Annotated in this window: 24 protein-coding genes; 16 read left to right on the plus strand and 8 right to left on the minus strand. The window is 41.0% G+C overall.

The genetic code is table 11. The annotated features are described in order from the left end of the window. Positions 1-19: 19 nt before the first annotated feature. Together ACMUMK_RS14620 and ACMUMK_RS14625 are read right to left on the minus strand one after the other, a co-directional pair. On the minus strand, positions 20-3,076 hold the full coding sequence (locus ACMUMK_RS14620; RefSeq protein WP_414701881.1) for an efflux RND transporter permease subunit: 3,057 nt from the start codon (positions 3,074-3,076) through the stop codon (positions 20-22). An 8-nt stretch (positions 3,077-3,084) separates the two neighbouring features. Further along, complete coding sequence (locus ACMUMK_RS14625) at positions 3,085-4,182, minus strand: efflux RND transporter periplasmic adaptor subunit (protein WP_414701882.1); 1,098 nt, start codon at positions 4,180-4,182, stop codon at positions 3,085-3,087. Between the two features lie 137 nt (positions 4,183-4,319). On the opposite strand from ACMUMK_RS14625, the gene ACMUMK_RS14630 reads away from it, so the two are divergent. Beyond that, positions 4,320-4,940: a TetR/AcrR family transcriptional regulator gene (locus ACMUMK_RS14630; protein WP_414701883.1), complete on the plus strand. Its 621-nt coding sequence runs from the start codon at positions 4,320-4,322 to the stop codon at positions 4,938-4,940. Positions 4,941-5,000: 60 nt separating this feature from the next. Here the strand turns inward: ACMUMK_RS14630 and hslO are convergent, their stop codons facing one another. Both hslO and hslR read right to left on the minus strand, forming a co-directional pair. Further along, positions 5,001-5,888 carry an Hsp33 family molecular chaperone HslO gene (gene hslO, locus ACMUMK_RS14635; RefSeq protein WP_414701884.1) on the minus strand — a complete coding sequence of 296 codons (888 nt, stop codon included), beginning with the start codon at positions 5,886-5,888 and terminating at the stop codon, positions 5,001-5,003. Between the two features lie 18 nt (positions 5,889-5,906). Then, on the minus strand, positions 5,907-6,305 hold the full coding sequence (gene hslR, locus ACMUMK_RS14640) for a ribosome-associated heat shock protein Hsp15 (protein ID WP_414701885.1): 399 nt from the start codon (positions 6,303-6,305) through the stop codon (positions 5,907-5,909). 140 nt (positions 6,306-6,445) lie between these two features. Between hslR and gspC the strand changes: the two genes are divergently transcribed. The 12 genes from gspC to ACMUMK_RS14700 all read left to right on the plus strand — a co-directional run bounded on the left by gspC (position 6,446) and on the right by ACMUMK_RS14700 (position 17,903). After that, a complete protein-coding gene (gspC, locus tag ACMUMK_RS14645; RefSeq protein ID WP_414701886.1) occupies positions 6,446-7,375 on the plus strand; it encodes a type II secretion system protein GspC in 930 nt (309 codons plus the stop codon). Positions 7,376-7,377: 2 nt separating this feature from the next. After that, positions 7,378-9,429, plus strand: a complete 2,052-nt coding sequence (gene gspD, locus ACMUMK_RS14650) for a type II secretion system secretin GspD (protein ID WP_414701887.1) — start codon at positions 7,378-7,380, stop codon at positions 9,427-9,429. A gap of 2 nt (positions 9,430-9,431) precedes the next feature. Next, positions 9,432-11,003 (plus strand): type II secretion system ATPase GspE, encoded by a 1,572-nt coding sequence (gspE, locus tag ACMUMK_RS14655; protein WP_414701888.1) that lies wholly within the window; start codon positions 9,432-9,434, stop codon positions 11,001-11,003. Continuing rightward, complete coding sequence (gene gspF, locus ACMUMK_RS14660) at positions 11,004-12,224, plus strand: type II secretion system inner membrane protein GspF (protein ID WP_414701889.1); 1,221 nt, start codon at positions 11,004-11,006, stop codon at positions 12,222-12,224. Then, the gene (gene gspG, locus ACMUMK_RS14665) at positions 12,224-12,679 is read left to right on the plus strand and encodes a type II secretion system major pseudopilin GspG (RefSeq protein WP_414701890.1); all 456 of its coding nucleotides are present in this window, start codon (positions 12,224-12,226) and stop codon (positions 12,677-12,679) included. Before gspF ends, gspG begins: the two co-directional genes overlap by 1 nt. A gap of 21 nt (positions 12,680-12,700) precedes the next feature. Beyond that, positions 12,701-13,330, plus strand: a complete 630-nt coding sequence (gene gspH, locus ACMUMK_RS14670) for a type II secretion system minor pseudopilin GspH (protein WP_414701891.1) — start codon at positions 12,701-12,703, stop codon at positions 13,328-13,330. Beyond that, the gene (gspI, locus tag ACMUMK_RS14675; protein WP_414701892.1) at positions 13,320-13,697 is read left to right on the plus strand and encodes a type II secretion system minor pseudopilin GspI; all 378 of its coding nucleotides are present in this window, start codon (positions 13,320-13,322) and stop codon (positions 13,695-13,697) included. Before gspH ends, gspI begins: the two co-directional genes overlap by 11 nt. Before the next feature lie 2 nt (positions 13,698-13,699). After that, positions 13,700-14,332, plus strand: a complete 633-nt coding sequence (gene gspJ, locus ACMUMK_RS14680; protein WP_414701893.1) for a type II secretion system minor pseudopilin GspJ — start codon at positions 13,700-13,702, stop codon at positions 14,330-14,332. Further along, positions 14,332-15,372 carry a type II secretion system minor pseudopilin GspK gene (gspK, locus tag ACMUMK_RS14685; RefSeq protein ID WP_414701894.1) on the plus strand — a complete coding sequence of 347 codons (1,041 nt, stop codon included), beginning with the start codon at positions 14,332-14,334 and terminating at the stop codon, positions 15,370-15,372. Before gspJ ends, gspK begins: the two co-directional genes overlap by 1 nt. Positions 15,373-15,481: 109 nt before the next feature. Further along, positions 15,482-16,678 (plus strand): type II secretion system protein GspL, encoded by a 1,197-nt coding sequence (gene gspL, locus ACMUMK_RS14690; RefSeq protein WP_414701895.1) that lies wholly within the window; start codon positions 15,482-15,484, stop codon positions 16,676-16,678. A 5-nt stretch (positions 16,679-16,683) separates the two neighbouring features. After that, positions 16,684-17,163, plus strand: a complete 480-nt coding sequence (gene gspM, locus ACMUMK_RS14695) for a type II secretion system protein GspM (RefSeq protein ID WP_414701896.1) — start codon at positions 16,684-16,686, stop codon at positions 17,161-17,163. Further along, positions 17,160-17,903, plus strand: coding sequence for a type II secretion system protein N (locus tag ACMUMK_RS14700; protein ID WP_414701897.1), 744 nt, complete (start codon positions 17,160-17,162; stop codon positions 17,901-17,903). The genes gspM and ACMUMK_RS14700 overlap by 4 nt, the downstream gene beginning before the upstream one ends. A 23-nt stretch (positions 17,904-17,926) precedes the next feature. Here ACMUMK_RS14700 and yrfG read toward each other — a convergent pair whose 3' ends face one another. After that, on the minus strand, positions 17,927-18,610 hold the full coding sequence (gene yrfG, locus ACMUMK_RS14705; protein WP_414701898.1) for a GMP/IMP nucleotidase: 684 nt from the start codon (positions 18,608-18,610) through the stop codon (positions 17,927-17,929). Between the two features lie 86 nt (positions 18,611-18,696). Here yrfG and nudE point away from each other — a divergent pair, with 86 nt between their 5' ends. Genes nudE through ACMUMK_RS14720 form a run of 3 tightly spaced genes read left to right on the plus strand, consistent with a single transcriptional unit; the run spans position 18,697 to position 20,694 of the window. Continuing rightward, positions 18,697-19,260 (plus strand): ADP compounds hydrolase NudE, encoded by a 564-nt coding sequence (gene nudE, locus ACMUMK_RS14710; protein ID WP_414701899.1) that lies wholly within the window; start codon positions 18,697-18,699, stop codon positions 19,258-19,260. Beyond that, positions 19,242-20,105 (plus strand): 3'(2'),5'-bisphosphate nucleotidase CysQ, encoded by an 864-nt coding sequence (cysQ, locus tag ACMUMK_RS14715; protein WP_414701900.1) that lies wholly within the window; start codon positions 19,242-19,244, stop codon positions 20,103-20,105. Before nudE ends, cysQ begins: the two co-directional genes overlap by 19 nt. A 7-nt stretch (positions 20,106-20,112) precedes the next feature. Further along, entirely contained in the window at positions 20,113-20,694 is a 582-nt protein-coding gene (locus ACMUMK_RS14720) for a YceI family protein (RefSeq protein WP_414701901.1), read from the plus strand. Here the strand turns inward: ACMUMK_RS14720 and ACMUMK_RS14725 are convergent. The 3 genes from ACMUMK_RS14725 to ACMUMK_RS14735 form a co-directional block, all read right to left on the minus strand. Next, complete coding sequence (locus ACMUMK_RS14725; protein WP_414702022.1) at positions 20,681-20,935, minus strand: YheU family protein; 255 nt, start codon at positions 20,933-20,935, stop codon at positions 20,681-20,683. The two genes, ACMUMK_RS14720 and ACMUMK_RS14725, sit on opposite strands and share 14 nt — an antisense overlap. 2 nt (positions 20,936-20,937) lie before the next feature. Beyond that, positions 20,938-21,963 (minus strand): hydrolase, encoded by a 1,026-nt coding sequence (locus tag ACMUMK_RS14730; RefSeq protein WP_414701902.1) that lies wholly within the window; start codon positions 21,961-21,963, stop codon positions 20,938-20,940. Between the two features lie 358 nt (positions 21,964-22,321). After that, a complete protein-coding gene (locus ACMUMK_RS14735; protein WP_414701903.1) occupies positions 22,322-23,065 on the minus strand; it encodes a hypothetical protein in 744 nt (247 codons plus the stop codon). Between the last annotated feature and the right edge of the window lie 139 nt (positions 23,066-23,204).

Raw genomic sequence — 23,204 nt, forward strand, 5'->3', positions numbered from 1 at the left:
AATCTGCATTCAACCAAGCTTAGCTATTTTTGGGTATATGTACCTTAAAAAAGGTGGCGTATAACACAGGCACAGCGCCAAGTGTTAACACGGTTCCAACTGCTAAACCAAATGCAATAACTGTAGCCATTCCGTAAAACAGTGGGTCATGGCCAATTATAAGAGGTAATAGCCCCATTACTGTGGTTATAGTCGTCATGATAATGGGTCGTAACCTTGACTTACTTGCACTTAAAATAGCTTGGTAGTCGCTAGCCCCACCTTGCCTTTCAATATCTATACGGTCGATTAATACAATCGCATTGTTAATGATAATCCCAGCTAAACTATAAATACCTAAGGTCACCATAAAGCCAAATGGCGCGTTCATCACCAGCAAACCTATTACCGCGCCTACAATAGATAAAGGCATAGTACATACAATAACAAAAGCTCGTCTGTAAGAGTTAAATTGGGCAACCAAGAGTATAAAAATGACGCCTAACACAAAGGGCATACTGGCACTGAGGGCCTTTTGTGCAGCCACTGACTCTATAATTACACCGTCATATTCAATTGAATGGTTAGTGGGTAAATCCTGTGCCAACTGCTGAATTTGCTCATCGACTATGCGTTTGAGATCTTCTGCTGCCATGCGGCTATTTTTGGCTTCGATACTCACTGTTCGGGTCATATCTTCCCGCTGAATTTTAGAGTATTGGTTTTCAGGTATTAGGTAAGCCACTTGAAACAAAGGTACAGCCTTGCCAGTACTTTCGGAGTACACAGTTAGCGAGCGCAATCTATCTAAGTTAGAGCGCTCGGTTTCATTGGCTCTGAGTTTCACCGGTATAATATCATCACCTTCTCTAAACTCAGTGACGCTAGCACCAGAGAAGTAACTTTGCAGTGAATTGGCGATATCCGATGAGGTTACTCCAGAGCGCCTAGCTCTTTGTTGGTCTACTTTTACAACGACTTTAGTAATGCGGTTTTCCCAATCACTACGAATATCCTTGGTGTTAGGGGTCGCATACAATAAATCCATTACTTCTTGAGCTTTGGCGTATATCACATCTTTATCAGGGCCTTTCACCTGTATTTTAATGGTGCTTGAGTCTGATGGGCCAAGGAACATCTTAGTTACCCTTGCCGAGATATTAGGAAATTGGGCTTCAAGGGCTTCATCTAGACTGACAACAATCTCATCGGCATTGCTATCGGGCTCAATATTTAAAACCATAAAGCCTTTGTTGTCTGCAGGATCTTCTGGGCTTAGGGAAAGCACAAACCTAGGGCCGCCAAACCCCACATAAGCCAGATGACTTTGAATATAAGGAAAGCGCTCAGAGTCATTTAGAGTGTGGATAATGTCTTTCATCTGGCGGTTGGTTTCTCTAGCCGATGTGCCGTTAGGCAAATCCACATAAACCAATATTTGGGTGCGGTCAGAGTCTGGGAAAAACTGCTTAGCGGTTAATCCCATGCCGTAAATAGCCAGTACAAAAATTAAAATAATTGAAATAAAGAACATTATTTTGTTGGCTAATAAGGTGGCTAAAAAGCGTTCGTATTTCTGATATGCTTTACTGTCATTGCTATGATTAACATCATGATCTTTAGGAAGTTTTATGAAGTAATAACAAAATATAGGGGTTACACATAGCGCCAATAACCAGCTGGCTAGCAAGGTGATTAATATCACTAGGGATACAGAGCGGGTAAACTCTCCGGCTACATGCTCTGCGAGCATCAAAGGTAAGAAAAACAATACTGTAGTGGCAGATGAACTTAACAAAGGCAGCGCCAGCTCTTTACCCCCTTGAACCATGGCTTTGAAACGCTCTTCTCCTTGCTCTAGGCGACTTTTAAAATCTTCGGCTATAACAATGCCGTTATCTACTAGTAAACCTAGGGAAATAATTAACGTAGCCAAACTCATGCGCTCTAAATCTATGCCGCTAAATTGCATAATTGACAAAGTCGTTAACATTACGAATGGCACTATAGTTCCAACCACCAGGCCGGTTCGCATGCCTAAAAATAATATTACAATCACCAAAACTATGGCTAAGGTTTGTAATACGTTAATAGATACGCCATCAACGGTTTTTTGAACTTGTTCTGGTTGGTACGTCGCCACATCTATTTGATAGCCAATGGGTAAGGTGCCTTGAATTTCATTGGCCTTATCCATCAGCCTTGGAGCGTATTCAAGAAGGTTGTACTCAGGCAACATTGCAATAGCAAACATGATAGCTTGCTGACCGTTAAAATAGGCAGGCTTGTCTGGTGGGTCAATATACCCGCGAGAGATAGTAACTATATCTTTTAATGCTACATATTCCTCAACACCAGCAAGCTTGATGTAGGTATCTGCTAATTCATCTAATGAATCAAAGTTACCACTGGGCTCAATGATAAAAGACTTTTTACCGGTATCGACTTCTCCGCCAGAGCTAATAATATTTTGGCTTTGTAATTCACTCACTAAACTTTGAGGCGCTATACCTAATTGGGCGAGTCTTGCATTGGATACTTCAATAAAAATACGTTCTTCTTGGACACCATAAAGATCTATTTTTTTGGTACCGGAGACACTATATAGGTTGTCTCGTATATGTTTTGCCACATCAAACATTTCACCGTGTTCAAAGCCATCGGCTGTTAACGCCAGGGTAATAACAGATACGTCTCCTACCTCGTCATTCACAACAGATGTGTAGGTACCCTCAGGTAAGCTTGTTTGGGCACTACTGACCTTATTACGTAAATTTTGCCAAATAGAAGAGAGATTAAAGTAGCGGTCGTGGATCTCTACATGAATAACAGATAAACCAGTAGAAGAGGTTGAGCGCAGTTTTTCAACTTCGGGGATTTTGCGTATTTCTTCTTCTAGGGTTTTGGTGATCAGCAGCTCGATACGCTCTGGTGACATACCTGGAAACTGGGTAGTCACTGTTGCCTCACGAATGGTAATAGTGGGGTCTTCTTTGGTGGGTAAGGTGAAATAAGCAAATACACCATTAATCAACAAAATAGTGACTATCATTAGTACCGTACGGCGGTACTCAAACGCTAATTTAGTTAAGTTCATGATTCGCCCTAGTTAAAAATCTGCAGATTTTGTTCTAGGAGCTTAACCGATTGCCCTTCTCGTAAAAATGTTACGCCTGCGGTAGCAATGATTTCACCCACTTTTAATCCGTCTGATACAAAAACTTTATTGTCTAGAATGTTTTCGGTTTGCACTTGGCGCTTATTCACTACCTGCAAATCAGGGTCGTATACGAACACATAAGCCTGCTGGCCTTGGCCTGCTAAGATAGAAGACACTGGGATTTGCACCGTTTGGCCTTTATAGCCGGTTCTACCAATACCACTAAAAGTTACATCTACTTCTGCAGTCATTCCGGCCCTAAGTTCTGCAGGGATGTCCTGCAATACTAGGGTTACCGGAAAAGCATTGGCAGACTCAGCTCTTGCGCCAACCTCGGTTATCACGCCTTGTAAATTGACGTTTGGCAAAGCAGGAAAATGTACCGGTAATATTAACCCCGTCGTTAACTGCTGAATAATTGTTTCTGGCACAGTAACTTGTACTTCTAACCCATCTTCACCTTCAATTTCGAAAACAGCTTGGCCTACTGATACCTGCTGTGATGGCTCTACCATGCGCTTGGTTATGACGCCAGCGTAAGGTGCTAGCAGTATGCTGTCTTCTGAGTTTTTACGGGCAATATCTAATTGGGTTTTAGCCACATTGCGAGCACTTTGTGAAGATTCATACTTTGATTTTGCTGTATCAAAGCCTGAACGGGAAACCAGGCCTTTATCAACCAGCTCAGAATAACGAGTGAACTCATTTTTAGCTTCTGTGTAAGTGGCCTCAGCTTGAGCCAACTGTGCCTCTGCGCTTTGGTAATTTAGCGCAAAGTTCTGCTGTTCGAGACTAGCTAACTGCTGGCCCGCAGTTACTTTTTCACCGAGTTTAACTCGTACCTTTTCAACTTTTCCATTAACTAAAAAGCTTAAACTGGCTGTTTCAACGGGCTCTACTACCCCTGGTAATCTGCGCATTTGCGTAAAGTCATGTTGTGCCACTTTGGTCCAAGCTATAGGACGAATAACAGGCTTGTCATCAACAGGTGCCTTTGAGCAGGCTACTAATAAAGTGAACGACAACAATGTCAAAAACCGCATATTTTGCTCCGGATATGAAAGGTAATAAAGTTTTGGTACTATTGAGTACCATTTATTTTGAGGCTATTTTGGTACTAGTTAGTACCAAAGTCAAAAAGTTTTATGATGAACCCTTAATTGAGTAGTATAAATTATCTATGAGTAAAAATGTTTCAAAGTCCGAACGCGTCAGACTTATTTTATCCGCAGCAGAAGCATTGTTCTTAGAGCATGGCTATTCAGGCACCTCACTACACATGCTTACCGCTCAGGCTGGTGGTTCAAGGCGTACTATTTATGCTGAATTTGGAAACAAAGAAGGCTTATTTAAAGCGGTTATAGAACAAAAAACCAATGACATGGCGTCGATTCTTTCAGAGTTTGGTGATGTTTTAGATCCCAAAAATACCTTAGTAAAAGTGTGCCAAACATTTTTGAAAAAAATGCTACAACCAGACATGCTAGCGCTATTTAAGTTAATGCTAAATACTTTGCCTTTTATTCCAGATTTAGGAGATAAAATTTATCAAAATGCCATTGTGAAGGGCACCAAACCATTAGCTATTTATCTTAGTCGATTGCATGAGGCGGGTGTGATAAACATAAATAATTCACTCGAAGCAAGTCAGCTTCTGCTGGGAATGGTAAAAGGGCCACTGCACCTTCATTGTCTATTAGACGCCAGTTTTGTGCCTAGTGAACAGCAAATCAATGGACAGGTAGAGCAGGCGGTAGATATCTTTTTAAATGGTATTCTCACCAATCAGGCAAAACTGTAATTACAAAGTTAACGAGGCAACCCAGCACCACTGGTGCCGGGTTTTATCCAGCAATTATTTTTATTCCGCTGCTTGTAGGTTATAAGTACCAGCGTGAATACTCTCCACATCAATACCGTCAAAACTATATTCTGTGTGGCAATATTGGCAATTCATTTTAATATCACCGTCTTTATCTATGATATCTAACAGCTCTTCTTTACTAACGCTGGCCAATGCTTGAGCACTGCGCTCTTTACTACAACTGCATTTGAACACTACGCTTTTAGGCTCAAAGAGCTCAACGTCTTCTTGATGGTATAGGCGATGTAAAATTTCTTCGGCCGATAACCCAAATAACTCTTCATCTTTAATGGTTTCAGTTAAGGTGCTTAAATGCCCAAAGTCAGTGTCGGCTTGGTTTGTTGCAGCACTGCTGGTGGGAAGTATTTGAAGAAACATGCCACATGCCTTCGGCGCGCCATCATCAAGCTGGGTTCGTAAAATAACCTTAGTAGCCAACTGCTCGGATTGTTCAAAATATCCTTCGATACATTCAGCTAATGTTGGTTTGTCTAAAGATACCATGCCTTGATAACGCTCACCTTTTTCTGGGGTAATGGTGATCACTAAAACCCCTTTTTTTAGCAGTGCCGAAAATTCTTCAGGTAAGTCTGTTAGCGTTTCATCCCACCTTGCTACACCGCGCATTTGTTGTTTGTCGGTTCCGTTTATAACAGCGTAACTTAATGGCCCTTCCCCTTGGATTTGAATGGCAATATCGCCCTTAAATTTTAGAGTAGCAGTGAGCAAACTCGTGGCCACCATAAGCTCGCCAAGGAGTTTTTGGATGACGGGTGGGTAGGGGTAAGAGCTTAAGATTTCTTGATAGCTAGCTTGTAAACGCACTAGCTCTCCTCTGACATTCCCTTGATTAAATAAATAACGATGAAGTTGATCAAATGCCATGTATATATACCTTGAATTTTACTGTTGCTTAAATTGGATGATTTGACGCCGCTGCTTTTTATCAGGCCGATGCAAAGGCTTAGGACTATGAAAGGCGCTAAGTTTACGCGCTTCAGCGTTACTTGCACGTAGCTTTTCACTTTCTTCTGTCTCTTGGTACATAAGTTGTGCAGCTGGCGCTCCTTGGCGCTGCTCTTTTATTTCTAGCACCACTACATCTTTAAAATCGAACCCTTGGGGAACTTTTATTGCAGCTCCTAGCTCTACCATTTTACTAGGTTTACTGCGTTGCCCATTGTAATGTACTTTACCGGATTGCACAGCATCTCTAGCTAGCGCGCGCGTTTTGAAAAAACGGGCGGCCCATAACCATTTGTCTAAACGAACGCTTGTAGGGATATCAATATTTTTTTTCATGATGAATTTGTCGTTTTTTTGTAACGATTAGGGATTAGTGTTGTAGCACTCGCCCCTACTCGCTATTATTAGGGCTTATTTGCTTGACCGATAGTCTAGCAAGCATTTTTAGACATTTTAATCCGTCCCACCGAGAGACAATGACAGTCGCAAATTTTAACGCTAATCAAATATGGCTCCAATTAGTCAAAAATCAACACAAGATTAACTTTGTGGTGGTAGTACTATTGAGTATTTTTCTGCTGGCATATGCTGCTGAGTTAACCTGGCGCTTATGGCCATATCCTGAACAAACCGCCAGTCAGAGTGTTTCTACCCCTAAAAAAACAACGGGTGCTAGCGCTAGGCAAACGCTTAACTTAGCTGCCATTAAAAGATTGAATTTGTTTGGAGATTTGACTGCCAAGCCAGTTGTTGTAAAAGAAAAGGTGACGGATGCCCCCGTTACCCGTTTGAAATTAACCTTAACTGGTGTTGTAACAAGCACAGAAGAAGGCCTCGGTGCAGCCATCATAGAAAACCGTAATCAGCAACAAACCTATGGTGTGAATGATGAGATAGAGGGCACTAATGCCACCTTAGAAGAAGTTCATGTCGATAGAGTCATTATTAGTAACAATGGGGTAAATGAGACCCTAATGTTAGATGGGGTGGATTATAATAAAAAGTCTAGTAGCCAAGTCTCTAAACCTTCACGGCAAACCAGTCCCAGAGAAGACTCAAACCGTCGCCGTACACTTTCATCAGATGCCTTAGACGCCAGAAGAGAATTACAGCAAAAGCCTGCAAGCTTTACTGATTATATCGCTGTAGCACCAAATAGAGAGAACGGAGAGTTAACCGGATACCGTGTTAGCCCTGGTAAAAACTCATCTTTGTTTAAAGAAGTGGGATTAAAATCGGGTGATGTTGTCACAGATATCAATGGCTTAGACCTAACAGATATTCAGCAAGGCCTAGAAGCAATGAATTTATTAAGAGAAGTAGAGTCTTTACAAATGACAGTACAACGTGAAGATGAATTAATTACCATATACCTTGATTTACCCGAACGGGAAGAGGAACAATAAACATGAAGTCTATTAAACGCCAACGCTTAGCTGCATCAAAAGCATTACTCGCTATTATCGGCGGTGCTATGTATGCAGTGTCTAGCTTAGTGGCTGCCGCCGATTACTCTCCAAATTTTAAGAATACAGATATTGGCGAATTCATTAATATCGTGGGTAAAAACCTGCAAAAAACCATTATTGTCGACCCAAATGTTCGAGGAAAAATCACAGTACGTAGTTACGACTTACTTAACGAAGAGCAGTACTATCAGTTCTTTTTAAACGTACTACAAGTATATGGCTATTCAGCGGTATCTATGCCCAGCGGTGTGATTAAAGTTATTCGTTCAAAAGATGCCAAAGCTTCTAATATTCCGGTTGTGGAAGGGAGTCCGTACGACGGTGATGAAATGATCACCCGTGTTATGCCTGTGTATAACGTGCCTGTTCGCGAGCTTGCGCCTTTACTACGCCAGTTGAATGATACAGCCGGAGGCGGAAATGTAGTCAGTCACGATGCATCAAACGTGATGATGTTGACAGGGCGAGCTGCGGTAGTGAATCGTTTGGTAGAAATCATTGAGCGTGTTGACCAAGCCGGTGATGAAGAAGTTGAAATTGTTAAATTAAAATATGCATCAGCCACTGAGATGGTGCGTATTATTGAAAGTATTAACAAATCACAAAGTAAGGCAAACACTTCAGGAAAATCTGATCCTAGAGTGGTGGCTGATGACAGAACTAACAGCATTATTGTCAGCGGTGATGTTAAAGCTCGCCAGCGTATCGTTAACTTGATTGAGCGCATGGATCAAGAGTTAGAAACCAGCGGTAACACCCGAGTTATATTTTTAAATTACGCTAAATCTGAAGAGCTAGTTAAAGTATTACAAGGGGTAAGTGCTAGCATTCAAGCCGAAGGACAAGGGGCTGCAGCAAAGGGGAAAACAACTAATAACCGTGAAGTCAGCATAGACTCTCACGAAGATTCTAATGCCTTAGTGATAACAGCTGAGCCAGACATGATGCGCTCCCTTGAAGACGTGATTCGTAAATTAGACGTGCGCAGAGCGCAAGTACAAGTAGAAGCCATAATTGTAGAAGTATTTGAAGGTGACGGCGCTACACTAGGGGTGCAATGGGCTAGTGAAGATTACGGCGGAACTCAGTTTTCTAATGGTGTAGTGGGTATTGGCTCATTAGCTGTTGGTGTAGAAGAGGCAGAAGAGTCTACAACCACAACTGTTGGTTTTGATGATGATGGTGACCCGTACTCATTTGATACAACCGAAGAAGGTGATTTCACCACATTGGCTTCTTTGTTAAGTAGTGTTAGTGGCTTTTTAGTTGGCGGTGTATTTGATGGTTGGGGTGCCGTATTACAAGCGGTAAGTACTGATACTAACGCCAATATCCTAGCGACGCCTCACCTAACCACTATGGATAACGAAGAAGCTTTCTTTATAGTTGGTCAAGAAGTTCCTATTATTACAGGCTCTACAACAGGCACAAATAACTCCAACCCATTTCAATCAATTGAGCGTCAAGAGGTGGGGATTAAGCTTAAAGTTACCCCTCAAATTAATGAAGGTGATGCGGTACAGCTTTTGATTGAACAAGAAGTATCAAGCTTAAGTGGTGCCACAAGTGTCGATATTATTACCAATAAACGTGAAATCAAAACCTCGGTTATTGTTGATGATGGTGGCGTGATTGTTTTAGGCGGTTTAATAGATGAAGATGTGCAAGAAAGTGTGTCTAAGGTGCCGCTTTTAGGTGACATTCCCATTATTGGACATTTGTTTAAATCAACGACTACAAGTAAGAACAAACGTAACCTTATGGTATTCATTCGTCCTACTATTATACGTGATGGCGTGACCATGAACGAAATTAGTCAGAAAAAATATCAATATATACGTGCACAACAACTTGAGCACCAAGCAGATGGCATTCCATTAATGCCTTTCAGTGAAGCGCCAAAATTACCAGAGTGGGATGATTCATTAGCCTTGCCTCCTTCATTCAATGATTATATTGAAAACAAAGAGTTAGATAAGGAAGACCAATAGTTATGCCTGATGTGGATGAGTCTTTAGGTTTAAGTGCCTTAGAAGCAGAAGAGCAATCATTGATAGAATCTGGTGCTGATCTTGATGCACCTATCGATGATCCAGAGCATAAGCAACTGGCGTTTAGTTTTGCGAAAAGACATCAAGTGTTGCTAGATACTGGCGAAACACCGGCTATCTTGTATCACACCCTAGATACTGAGTTTCATGTATTTGCTGAAGTCAGACGTTTTTTAGGGGCCGAATTTCGCCTTAAAGAGATTGAAGTTGACCGGTTTGAGTCTTTACTAACTAATGCGTTTCAGCGTGACTCCTCTGCAGCCAAGCAGTTGATGGAAGACATTGGTAACGAAACAGACTTATTCAGCCTAGCTGACGAGTTGCCAGACACAGAAGACTTACTCGAAAGTGAAGATGATGCGCCTATCATTAAGTTGATTAATGCCATGTTAGGTGAAGCCATCAAAGAGGGCGCTTCTGATATTCACATCGAAACCTTTGAAACCCAATTATTAGTACGCTTTAGAGTTGACGGTGTACTAAGAGAAATACTCAGGCCGAACCGTAAAATGGCGTCTATGTTGGTTTCTCGTATTAAGGTTATGTCTAAAATGGACATTGCAGAGAAACGGGTTCCACAAGATGGTCGTATTACCTTACGGATTGCAGGTAGAGCAGTAGACGTTAGGGTATCAACTATGCCATCGAGCCATGGCGAAAGGGTGGTACTGCGTTTACTTGATAAAAACAATGTTAGGCTAAACCTCGAAGACTTGGGAATGACCAAGACAAACCGAGATTACTTTTCTAGTTTAGTGCGCAAACCCCATGGCATTATTTTGGTTACGGGCCCAACAGGCTCTGGTAAATCCACCACCTTGTATGCCGGCTTAAGTGAGATTAATTCTAAAGACAGAAACATTCTTACAGTGGAAGACCCAATCGAATTCGACTTACAAGGCATAGGGCAAACTCAAGTTAACGCCAAAGTAGATATGACCTTTGCTCGTGGCCTGCGAGCTATTCTAAGGCAAGACCCTGATGTTGTAATGGTTGGGGAAATACGTGACTTAGAAACCGCGCAGATTAGTGTGCAAGCGAGTTTGACCGGTCACTTAGTGATGTCTACCTTGCATACCAACACAGCGGCTGGGGCTATTACCCGTCTTGAAGATATGGGAATTGAAGCCTTTTTGCTTTCATCAAGTTTGTTAGCGGTGTTATCGCAACGACTTGTCAGAACCTTATGCCCAGACTGTAAAGTAAGCCATGTGCCTAACGAGCAAGAATGCAAAATTTTAGGGGTAAGCTCAGCTGCAGAAGCGCCTAATGTGTATTCTCCGAAAGGCTGTGCTGCTTGTAATCAAACGGGTTATCGTGGCCGAACAGGTATCCATGAATTGCTCATAGTTGACGAAGGTATTCGTGAGCTTATGCACAGCGGTAAAGGCGAACAGGCCATTGAAAGATACATACGTCAGTCAACGCCTAGTATTCGTGATGATGGTTGCAGTAAGGTTTTACAAGGGTTTACATCACTCGAAGAAGTACTGCGCGTGACTAGGGAAGACTAAATGGCCGCTTATGCATACCAAGCCATGGAAAAAAGTGGCAAAACTAAAAGTGGGGTTCTAGAAGGTGACAATCCTAGGCAGATAAGGCAGCTATTGCGTGAAAAGGGACTCATCCCCATGCAGGTTGACCAAGTGGCTGAAAAAGAGCGTAAATCTCAACAGGGGTTTACCTTATTTAAAAACACCATTTCAGCTTCTGATTTGTCTTTGCTTACCAGGCAACTTTCTACTTTGGTGGAGTCAGCACTTCCCATTGAAGAAGCCTTGTTAGCGGTTGCCGAGCAATGTGAAAAGCCCCGTCAAAAAAATATGATGATGGCGGTTCGCAGTAAGGTAGTTGAAGGTCATACCCTTGCCGATGCTATGGCTGAATTCCCCCATGTTTTTGATGACTTATTCAGAGCCATGGTTGCCGCCGGAGAAAAGTCAGGACACTTAGACACTGTGTTAAATCGTTTAGCCGATTACACAGAAAAGCGCCAGCAAACCAAAAGCCAAATCACTCAAGCTATGGTGTATCCCTGCATTATGCTGTTTTTCGCTTTTGCAATTGTATTGTTATTACTCACGCAAGTTGTACCTAAAATTGTTGGGCAGTTTCAGCATATGGGGCAAGATTTGCCAGCTATCACTCAAGCTCTGATTACGGTGAGTGACTTTTTACAAGCCTATGGCATTTTTGTGTTCATCGCTCTGGTACTACTGATAGTCATAGTTAATAGAGTATTGCAGCAACCTGCCATGAAAATGCGCTATCACACCTTTATTTTATCCATGCCCATGCTAGGTAAGATATCCAAAGGCTTGAATACCGCACGATTTGCACGAACCTTGAGTATTTTGTCTTCAAGTGCCGTTCCTTTACTTGAAAGTATGCGAATAGCAGGGGATGTGTTAGAAAACTTACACATAAAAGAGTCTATTAAAGAGGCCGCAGGCCATGTAAAAGAAGGCTCCAGTTTACGGGCATCTTTAGAGCAAACAAAAATGTTTCCTCCTATGATGATGCATATGATTGCATCCGGTGAGCGCAGTGGCGAACTACAACAAATGTTGGGTAGGGCTGCTGATAACCAAGACAGACAATTTGAATCTTTAGTGAGTGTATCACTCAAAGTATTTGAACCTATCCTGATTGTGACTATGGCAGTGGTGGTTTTGCTGATCGTAATCGCAATTTTACAACCAATTATGGCTTTAAATTCAATGGTAAATATCTAATGAAACAACACTTAACACTTATTGCATCCCGTAAAACCCAGGGTTTCACCTTAATTGAAGTTATGGTGGTACTGCTAATTATTGGCATTATGGCGGGTATGATTGCTCCGCAAATTCTAGGAAATCAAGAAGAAGCACAAATTAAAACCGCAGCTATTGATATTCAAAGTTTAGAGAATGCCCTTACCCAATATAAGTTAAGCAATAACGTATTTCCTACTACCGAACAAGGCTTAGAAGCCCTAGTTAGCGAGCCAACTATTGATCCTATTCCTCGTAATTACCGAGCTAATGGATACATCACACGTTTACCTAACGATCCTTGGGGTAATCCTTACCAGTTATTAAGCCCAGGTGAACTAGGACAGTTTGATATTTTCTCAAACGGCCCAGACGGTGAACCAGGCACAGAAGATGATATTGGTAACTGGAACCTAAACGATTATTTAAATTAGTCAGTTTGAGTTTGCCCCTATATGTTTAAGCCCCCTGTACATAAACAAAAGCAAACTGGCTTTACCTTAATCGAGGTAATGCTGGTATTGCTCATCATGGGGCTAGCAGTAGGGGCGGTTGTTCTTAATTATTCTGGTGAGAGTGCTCAGGATAGGCTCAAAAAGCAAGCTCAGCGGTTGCAGGTTGTCTTTAACATGGCAGCAGACTTTGCTGTCCTTAACCAAAGACAGTTAGGGCTAAGAGTAGAAGAAGACGAAAATACATATTATTTTATGTATTTAGACCAAGAGCAAACTTGGCAAAAAATTGAAGAAGACAGAGCTTTAGGTGATCACATTCTGCCTGAAGAGTTTTCTTTAGAATTGTCTTTGACCGATTTACCTTGGGATACCAGCAGTAGTTTATTTAGTAACGATGAGCTATTTGAAGAAGACTTCTCACTTTCTGAAGATGGCACCGAAATAGGTAACGAAGAAGATAAAAAGCCCGAACCACCTCAAGTGTTTATTTTCTCAAGTGGCGAAATCACCCCTTTCTCCTTGTCATTAATTTACGAAGCTGACTTTGGGAATGCCGAGCCTGTTTATTTCAGATTAAACGGCCAAGATACCAGCCCCATTGAAATGGAAGGCCCCTTAGATGAGCTATAAACATAGCTCTAAAGGCATGACACTACTTGAAGTTATGGTGGCGTTATTAATTTTTGCTTTAACAGCAACCACCATAATGAAAGCAGCAAGCGAGCATTTAAATAGTGTTGCCCAAATTGAAGATATAACCTTTGCTACCTGGGTGGCCAACAACAGATTATCGCAACTGCACATTGACACTACTTGGCCTGTGAAAAATAACAAAAAAGGCTCTCAAGATATGGCTGGCCGCACTTGGTATTGGCAACAAACCGTAGAGAAAACCAGTGACTCTGAGATGGTTCAAGTGGAAGTATTTGTAGGCTTAGACCCAGAATACAATGGCGTGGTGACTTCTGCTATTACCTTTATAGCGAAACAAGATTAACCATGTATAACGCCAACTATAACGCCTCAAAAGGTTTTACTCTAATAGAGATACTGGTTGCTATCGCCATATTTGCGTTAATTGGAGTCGCAAGCACAGGTGTTTTAAATTCTGTAATTGATAGCGATCAGCTATCCACAGAAAGATTCGCAAAACTTGAAGAATTACAACGAGCTATGCTCACCATAGAGCGAGATATTATGCAAATGTCGCAGCGCTCAGTGCGGGTAAATGGTGAAGCAAGCAGTGTGGTTGTATCTGGCGGTGAAGATGTGTTAGCTAGTGAAGCTGGTGGGCTGGCGTTTGTTAGGTCTGGTTGGCACAACCCTCAAATGATACTGCCTCGTAGTACGTTGCAAAGTGTAGGTTATCGTTTACAAGACAATGAATTACAAAGGGTTTACAGTAATTACGTAGATAACGTTATTGGTTATGAACCCAAAGTCAGGGTGCTGTTATCTGATATCGAAGACTTCCAAGTTAGCTTTTTAACAGATGATCAGAAACTAGAAGAGCCAGAAGATTGGGAAGAGATATATTCCAGTGAGACCTTACCTCTGGCAGTGTCGGTAACAATCACCAGTAAAACCTTTGGTGAAATACGCCGAGAATTTTTGGTGGTGGGTGCTGAATAATGACTAACCGATACCCAAAACAAAAAGGCGTGGCACTGATTATTGTGCTTATGATAGTGGCCATTGTAAGTGTATTGGCCACAGAAATGGGCTCCAGATTACAATTACAAATTAAACGTTCATCGAATATTAAAGACAATAATCAAGCCTATTGGTATGCCATGAGTGCAGAGCAATATGCACGTAAATCCATTAAAGACTTGGCTGAACAAGACAGAGATCTGATTTATTTAGACCAAGCATGGAATCAAGACTTTGTGTTTCCTATTGATGGCGGTGGAATTGAAGCTAAGTTGGTGGACTTACAGAGTTGTTTTAATTTAAACGCACTTAGGGATCCCGGTGGTACATCAAATAATAGTTCCGATAGTGATAGCGACCAAACCACAGACGCTACAGTACAAGGTAACTCAAGTACGGCCTTGCCAGACAGAGTGGTAGCCTTTCAAAGATTACTAGAGTTAGTAGATGGGGATATTCCCACATATAACGTTGAGACTGTCCGTGACTCCTTAGTTGATTGGCTAGACGACGATGACCAATCATCACAGTTAGGGGCAGAAGATGGTGAATATGAGAGTTTGCAATTTCCTTATTTGCCAGCCAATAACTTTTTGGCTCACAAATCTGAGCTGCGGCTAATCCATGGCATGGAAGTAAAGTGGCTAGAGAAGTTATTTGAGCTGGTGTGCGTTATTCCAAGCGATAGTCTATTTGTTATCAATGTGAATACAGTGACCGAAGAAAATGCCGCAGTAATAGCAGCAGCAACAGGATTAAGCTTGGCAGACGCTCAGTCTGTTTTATCTAATAGAGGCCCAGAAGGTTTTCAAGAAGTCACAGACTTTTTAGCAGAGCCAAGTATTACAGCTTTGTCTTTAAGTGATGAACAAGAGAAGTGGTTTGATGTCACAACTTCGTATTTTATGCTCGACATCAGAACCAAATATAATGACGCAACTTTTGCGATGCAAAGTGTCTTAAAAATAAATGAAGATAACAGCGTAAGCGTTGTCAGCAGAGAATTTAACGGGTTTTAGATTGTATATCCAAGCCGCTACAAAGTGCGCGAGATAGTATTGGTTTGAGTATATAATTTGATTTCCACATTGTTAAACTAACAAATAATTCAAAAGGTAATATAACCAAATGGAACAGTTAGTGGTGCGTTTAGGCGCCAGCTCACAAGAGCCAGTTCATTGGCTTGTGTGGTCCAGCCAACAAAATGAAATTATAGCGTCTGGTGAGTTACCCTCGGCAGAACACTTAGCCACACTAGCTGACAGGGCTGGTGGCAGGCCAATATGTGCATTAGTGCCTACCAGTGACATTTTATTAAAGTGGGTAACATTACCTGCTAAAGCTGGTCGTAAGGCCATTTCTGCCATCCCATTTATGTTAGAAGAAGACATAAGTGGTGATATCAACGATCAATTTTTTGCACTGGGCCCAAAGCTAGACAATCGTCAGGCGGTAGCAATTTTACAAAAAAGTACCATGACAGCTTGGTTAGAGGTTATTAAAGAAGCCGGCCTAAGCTGCGAGCAAATGCTGCCAGATATTTTAGCCTTACCCAGAGAAAATGAAGAAGCATGGTCTGTTTTACAACTAGGCGAGCAGCTTTTGATCCGCCAAGACGATTGGGCGGGGCTACAAGGTGAACTGGCTTGGTTAAAGCAGGCAATTGCACATCAAGCCAAACGTAATGAAACCCCTTTAAAGATAAGCGATTACTCAGGTGTAGACTTATCAGAAATAGACAATTTAGAGATCATAAGTCAGCCGTTAGAATTAGCCATGAAAGTTTTGGCTAGTGGCGCTAAAAGTAGCAAATTCAATTTGTTACAAGGTGAGTTCAAAGTAAACAACAAAACCTCAGGGGCGTGGAAAAAATGGCGAGTGGCTGCCGTATTGGCCGTTATTGCCTTAAGTACCACCTTGATTGATAAAAGTATTGAGCAACAAAGAATTTCCAAAGAGTTGGCGAGTTTAAAAGAGCAAACTGATAAAGCCTACAAAAGCGCTTTTCCAAATTCAGGTGCGTATCGTGACTTAAGACGTACCATGACCCGTCAAATGCAAAGTTTAGAGCAAGGCGGTGGTGGAGCTTCTATGCTAGTGATGCTTAGTCAATTAGAGTCAGCCTTTGGAGAGTCTAAAGTTAAGCCACAAACCATGCGCTTTGACAGCAAAAGAGCCGAAATTCGTATTCAAGTTATTGCGGCTAATTTTGACGCATTAGACAAATTTAAACGCCAAGCTGAAGCCCAAGGTTTTGAAGTTGAACAAGGGGCGATTAATCAAAAAGGTGACCAAGTTGTTGGTACCTTATCGGTGAGGAGCTAAAGGCAATGGAAAAAATCAAAAGCATCTATCAACAATTAAATGAGCGGGAAAAACGATTAGTATTAATCTCGGCGGTTTTTGTATTGGTAGCAATATTTTATTGGGGTATTTGGTCTCCTTTGAATACCTCGATTGCAAAAGGGCAAGCAGCGGTTACTAGTCAAAAAAGTCTTTTAGCTTGGGTTCAAAAAAATGCCAATAGAGCGGTTCAATTGCGTAGTAGCTCTGGCCGCACTAGCGGGTTTTCAGGCTCGTTACCTCAAGCGGTTAACCAAGCAGCCAACCGCATGAAAATCGTTATATCCCGAATGCAACCGCAAAGTAATGAAATTCAAGTATGGGTGGATCAAGCTCCATTTAATGATGTATTGAGCTGGTTGCAGAGCCTAGAAAAAATGGGAATTATTATTCTAGATATTGATATTGCAGAATCAGACTTACCAGGTCAGGTTAAAATTCGCCGTTTAAAACTAGGAAAATCATGAAGTTAGTATTGAAATGGAGCCTGTTGGCTTTACTTGTGTATGGCATTTTTTTAGTTGCAAAACTACCCGCAGTGCAGGTTATCTCTCGGGTTGATTTAGGTAAAGACATCAAAATAAGTGGTGTTACAGGCACCATTTGGGAAGGGAATTTACAACAAGTTGTTGTAAAAGGTATTCCGCTAAATGATGTCGATTGGTCTTTGTCTTTTTTACCTTTGCTGTTGGGTAAGGCAGAGGCAGTAATAAGTGCAGGTAATATCCGAGACTTAGAGCAAATATCTATTGATGGTGTGGTTACTGTGTCTAACCAGCGCATTCAGGCCGATAACTTAGTGGCTTATGTGCCCACCGAGTTTGTGATTAGCGCCTTACCTTTACCCATACCCGTTGAAGCAAATGGCCGTTTTAAGGTACAGCTTAACGCCCTTGATTACACTAAAAGTTGTCAGGTTATTGAGGGTACTGGGCAATGGCTAAATGCCAGCTTTACCGGTCCTCAAGATGTGATTAACTTAGGTAACTTTAATGCAGACTTAAGCTGCTTAGATGAAAACGTGATTGTAGATGTGAAAGAGCCAAATAGCTTTGGGCTATCGGCTAAAGTCACGCTACCGGCCAATATGAAATTTAAAGTAAATGGCCGCTTTAAGCCCGATGCCAGCTTACCTAAAGAAGTGCATCAAGCGGCATCATTCTTTGGAAAGCCAGATTCAAATGGCTACTACCCTGTTAAACTCTAACAGAGTATATCTTTAGGAGTAATCTAAGAAGAAATCTGATTCTGGCGGATTTCTTCTAGTAAGTACCGGTAATCCTGTATCGCAGGGAATTCAGAAATGTCTCGCGTAGGCTGCTTACTATCAGGGTTACTTACTGCAAGTAAGTGTTTGATACCAAAGTCTTTTGCGGCCTGTAAAATCCCTAAGCTGTCATCAACAAATAAGGTAGTGCCGGGGTTAAACCCAAGTCTAGCCTGTAACTTTTTCCATAAAGCCTGAGATTCTTTGGTGACACCAAATTCGTGGGTCGAAATGAGTTGGTCAATATGCTCATCTAACTGGGTGTGTTCCACTTTTAAAGATAAGCTATCGGGGTGTGCGTTAGTGACTAAGATCACCTCACGGCCAGATGCTTTTAAAGCATCAATAAAGGGAATGCTATCTTCGCGCATACTAATTAAATGATTAATTTCGCGCTTTGCTTCCATAATATCTAAGTCTAATTTTTCAGCCCAATAATCTAAGCAATACCAGCTTAGGGTGCCCATCACTTTTTCATATTCGGTTGCCATAAACCCTTTAGCGTCTTGAACAGAAATACCTCGTTTAGCGGCTAACTTAATTGGAACGTATTCTAGCCAAAAATGATTATCGAAATGTAGGTCCAATAAAGTACCGTCCATATCTAATAAAACCGTATTAATTTCTTTCCAAGGGAGCGTTGACAAGTAGTAAGTCCTCTAGTTAACAGGTATATTTAAATACTAAATTTGCTTAGTGATGAAGCAATTAGCCATTTTACTTGAAACTATACATGAGCAACATAGACAAAAATAAAACACTGCCCAAAATCCATCAGCGAAAAATAGTCGCTCAAAGTTCTTTAATGAAAATTGAGCAACTTGATCTTGAATTCTCGAATGGACAAACGCGAATATTTGAAAGAATGTGTGGCAGTGGTCGTGGAGCTGTCATGATAGTGCCTTTCATTAATGACCATGAATTTCTCCTTGTAAGAGAGTATGCCGCTGGTACTCACACCTATGAGTTAGGTTTTCCTAAAGGCTTAATTGACCCAGGAGAACTCCCCGAAGTTGCCGCCAATCGCGAACTAAAAGAAGAGGTTGGGTTTGGGGCTAAGCTATTACACCATCAACAAAAAATGAATTTAGCCACCGCTTTTTTCGATGCTCAAATGCATATATTTATTGCTGAAAACTTATATCCTGAAAGTTTAAAAGGAGATGAACCCGAGCCATTAGAAGTGGTCAAATGGTCCATACATGAGATGGATGCTTTAATGGCGCGAGAGGATTTTAATGAAGCAAGATGTATCGCAGCGTTGTTTTTAGCAGAAAAATGGAGACGAACTCAGTAATGCCCAACCAAGATATACATGAGTTACTAGACATAGCTAAACAGGCTGCAGTAGAAGCCGGTAAAGTGGTACTTAAAATATATGAAAGTGGCGATTTTACTAGTTACCAAAAAGGCGATGACTCTCCTGTCACCACAGCTGATTACAAAGCCAATGAAATCATTCTAGATATATTGCAACGTGAAACACCAGATATACCGATTATGTCTGAAGAAACGGCCTTAGGCTCATTAGAGCAAAGAAAAGCTTGGACTCGCTACTGGCTAATTGACCCTATAGATGGCACGCAAGAGTTTATTGCCCGTAGTGGTGATTTTGCTGTGAACATTGCCTTAATAGAAAATAATGTACCTATTATGGGAGTGATTTACTGGCCTTCTGGTGAAACCCTTTACTCAGCCTTAAAAGGCTTTGGTGCCTTTAAAAAGTGCCCGTTAGAGCATAAGCCTATTCATGTGCGCAAACTAGATACCCCAAATGAAGATCCGATTATTATTGCTATTAGCCGTAGGCAACCCAGAGAAAGAGTTATATCTAGCTTAAGTGATAGCAGAACCTATCAAACCCTTCCTGCTGGTAGTTGCTCGTTAAAAGCCTGCTTTATTGCAGAAGGAAAAGCAGATTTGTTTTTACGCTTTGGGGTAACAGGTGAATGGGATACGGGGGCATCTCAATGCATAATAGTCGAAGCAGGCGGTAAGGTATTAGCCCATGATTTTGAACCTTTAAGTTACAACGAACGAACCAGTGTAATTAACCCAGATTTTTTTATTACCGGAGACCAAAGTGTTGATTGGCTAAATATAGTCAAACAAGAATTTGGTAACCATAACCAACCTAAATGAGAGACTTATGAAATCTAAAATTTTATCTACAGCCGTTATCAGCCTAAGTCTTCTTTGTGGTAGTGCCAATGCCAATTGGATGCTAAATGAAGATAAGTCGAGCTTAAGTTTTGTGTCCACCAAGAATCAACATATAAGCGAAGTGCAGCAATTTACTAAGCTTGATGGTGAGTTTGGAGCCGATGGAAAACTCAGCATTGATATTAATTTAAGTAGCATTGATTCAGGTATCGAAATTCGTGATACCCGTATGCGTGAAAAACTCTTTATGGTAGATAAGTTCCCTAAAGCAGTGCTAACGGCGCAATTACCAAAAGCTGTATTAGACTTGCCCAAAGGCGAAACTAGCTTAGTGAGCCTTCCGGCAACATTAAGCTTATTTGGCCATAGCAACGAGATACAAGTAAGTGTGCAAGTTACCCGTAAAGCAGATAACGGCATAGTGGCCACCAGCACTAAGCCTATTTTAATCTCAGCTAAAGACTATGGCTTAGCACCGGGTATTGAAGTATTACAAAAGCTAGCTGGGTTAAACGGAATTGGGCTAACTGTTCCGGTTAACTTTAACCTAGTGTTTATGGCCCATTAGACTCTTGGGCTTCTGCTGCCTCAAATTCCCCAAGCTTTTGCTTGGGGATGATGTTCACAGTTTCATGTAGTTCAGAGTAAACCAACAACACCTCACCGGTTTTTAGCTGGTTATGAACCTGCTGTACTTTGTCATCAAGTGACACGTCTGTTTCACCGTATTCAGTCCCCTCTCTAAGCACAAAGCTTTCAATAATGCTAAACAATGTTTCTTGTTTTACATCTGCAATTGGAATAATCATCATTATCCTCTGTGGTTAATGGGTAAGTAAGTAGCAAAAAATTCAGCAATCCTTTGGTGCATCCAAATTTTTGGTTGCCAGGGAGTGCCTTGCATAAAGCCCACATGGCCACCATGGTCAGATACCTCAAGGCACACCTTACTCGATAAGTACGCTGCACTCGGTACAATATCAGGGTGCATGAAGGGGTCATCTGTTGCGTGCAGTATCAAAGTTGGGGTATCGATAAATTTCAAAAAGTCCCTGCAACTGCATTTTTTATAGTAGTCGTCGGCATCTTTAAAACCGTGTAAAGGGGCAGTGACATTTTCATCAAACTCTTTGAAACTTTTAAAGCTCTGTATTTGTTTGTCGCTTACGTTAATCACTCCGTTAAAATCAACAACCTTCTTTTTTGCCAATAAATAATTAATCATACTTTTTAGCAAATACCCTTGATAGACCTTAGAAAACCCTTGGTTAATGCTGTCGGAACACTCGTCTAACATAAATGGAACAGACACGGCCATCGCTGCTTTTACAATGCTTTGATTCGGGTGCTCTCCTAATAGCTTTAACAGCATGTTAGCCCCTAATGAAAAACCTACGGCAACCTTGGGTAAATTAGGATATTGCCCATCTAACCAATTTAAAATATGCCAAGCATCCTCGGTTTCACCAGAGTGATAAGCGGTGGGTTTGAGATTTATCTCGCCGCCACAACCACGAAAATGCATCAATACCACAGCAAAGCCCTTGCCTACTAAACTGGCGGCTGTGTCATTAGTGTAGTGGGATTTAATCGAGCCCTCTAAACCATGAAACATTACAACTAAGCCTCTGCAAGAAGTAACGTCTCCCATCCAAACCAAGTTAATAAAATCCCCATCTGGCAGGGTAAGCTTTTGATATTTATGTTCTATTTTGGCTCGCTTTTGGAAGAACCTAGGAAATATAGTTTGTACATTTGGATTACGGGCCCACCAAGCAGGAGAAAAATCACTTTTACAAATAGAGCCGAACGGAACGGAGGTATTACTTACAGGCATACAAACAAAACTAACACTATAAAAACAAAATAAGAGAGCAAGAGTACCTGATATTAAATAAAACCTTAAGCAGTAACCACATGCAAAGTAGGCTACATAGCTAATTAGCAAAGCCCTTAGTAGGTAAAGCAAGGCTCCCTAAACATTTACAGGAAAGCTTAAGCGGTGGGGTGATGTAGTCATTGAGCGATGGGCAGGCTATAAGGTGATTAACTAGCGAATAAAGTGTTTGTTCTGTTAGCAGTTAGCCTTAAATATAGTCCGATTTCCTTGCTTTTGTGTCTGTTAACGTTTCTGAATTTTAGGGCTAGTGAGGCTTTAAATTGAATAGCGGTTTTAAGAATAAATATGCTAAATGTTACTTGGTGTGTTTTTGGTACCTATTTTTGCAGCTCTTTAAATAATTTTCTTCCTTAGATTGGCCAAATGGCTTAGCTAAAATTAAACAGTTATTTTCCTTAATTTCAAACTTCGAAAAATTGGGGTTCTTTCTATTTCTGTCTATTTTAATAATTGCCTTATATCCAGCTAAATAGAGATGGTAGTGGTTAATGCCGTCATATTTAACTAACTCTGGAGAAAAAATTGTTTTCTCAATAGTGTTGTCTTTATCTTGGTAAAACTTAAATAGAACAACACTATAGCAAGGGTAGTTATCTAGCTTTCTTTCCCATAATATACTTTTGATTATCTTTTCATGAGTGCCAAGCTGCACACCTCTAGAGAAAGGTCTGTGTGATATAGATGAGCGCCATAATATACTTAGAAAAAAGTAAACCAGCGACCGATGATCTATTTTCCCCATATCCCAGGCTAATAATTCCCCGTTATCTCTTATTTCTTTAAAATTATTAAATTCATCTACTAATAATCTTTTAGCGAACCCATCCCATTTTTCAAATACCGAGTCACACTCTTTACAAAGAATAGTCTTGTCATAATCCCCTTTGTTTGATCTACTTATTCTACTGTTCTTATTATGCTCAGAGCTTAAAATCAGGTTTAGATGATTACTGTCTGATCTTAAGTTCATATAGACCCATTTGGGAATAATATGTGCGTCAATCAACTCCTTTTCTTCCCCACATCCTTTACAGATCATTTACTCTCCCAGGTTTGCTGTAATGAATATCAACTAATATTTAATCTTGACCCACATTCTAAAAATTAGCAAAACACTGCTTAAAGTGTAACTAGTCGCTAGAAGCTAGCACATAATCGTGACTAGCTACTCGTGATTG

Source organism: Paraglaciecola sp. 2405UD69-4 (assembly GCF_047525415.1).
In the GTDB taxonomy this organism is placed as follows: Bacteria; Pseudomonadota; Gammaproteobacteria; order Enterobacterales; family Alteromonadaceae; genus Paraglaciecola.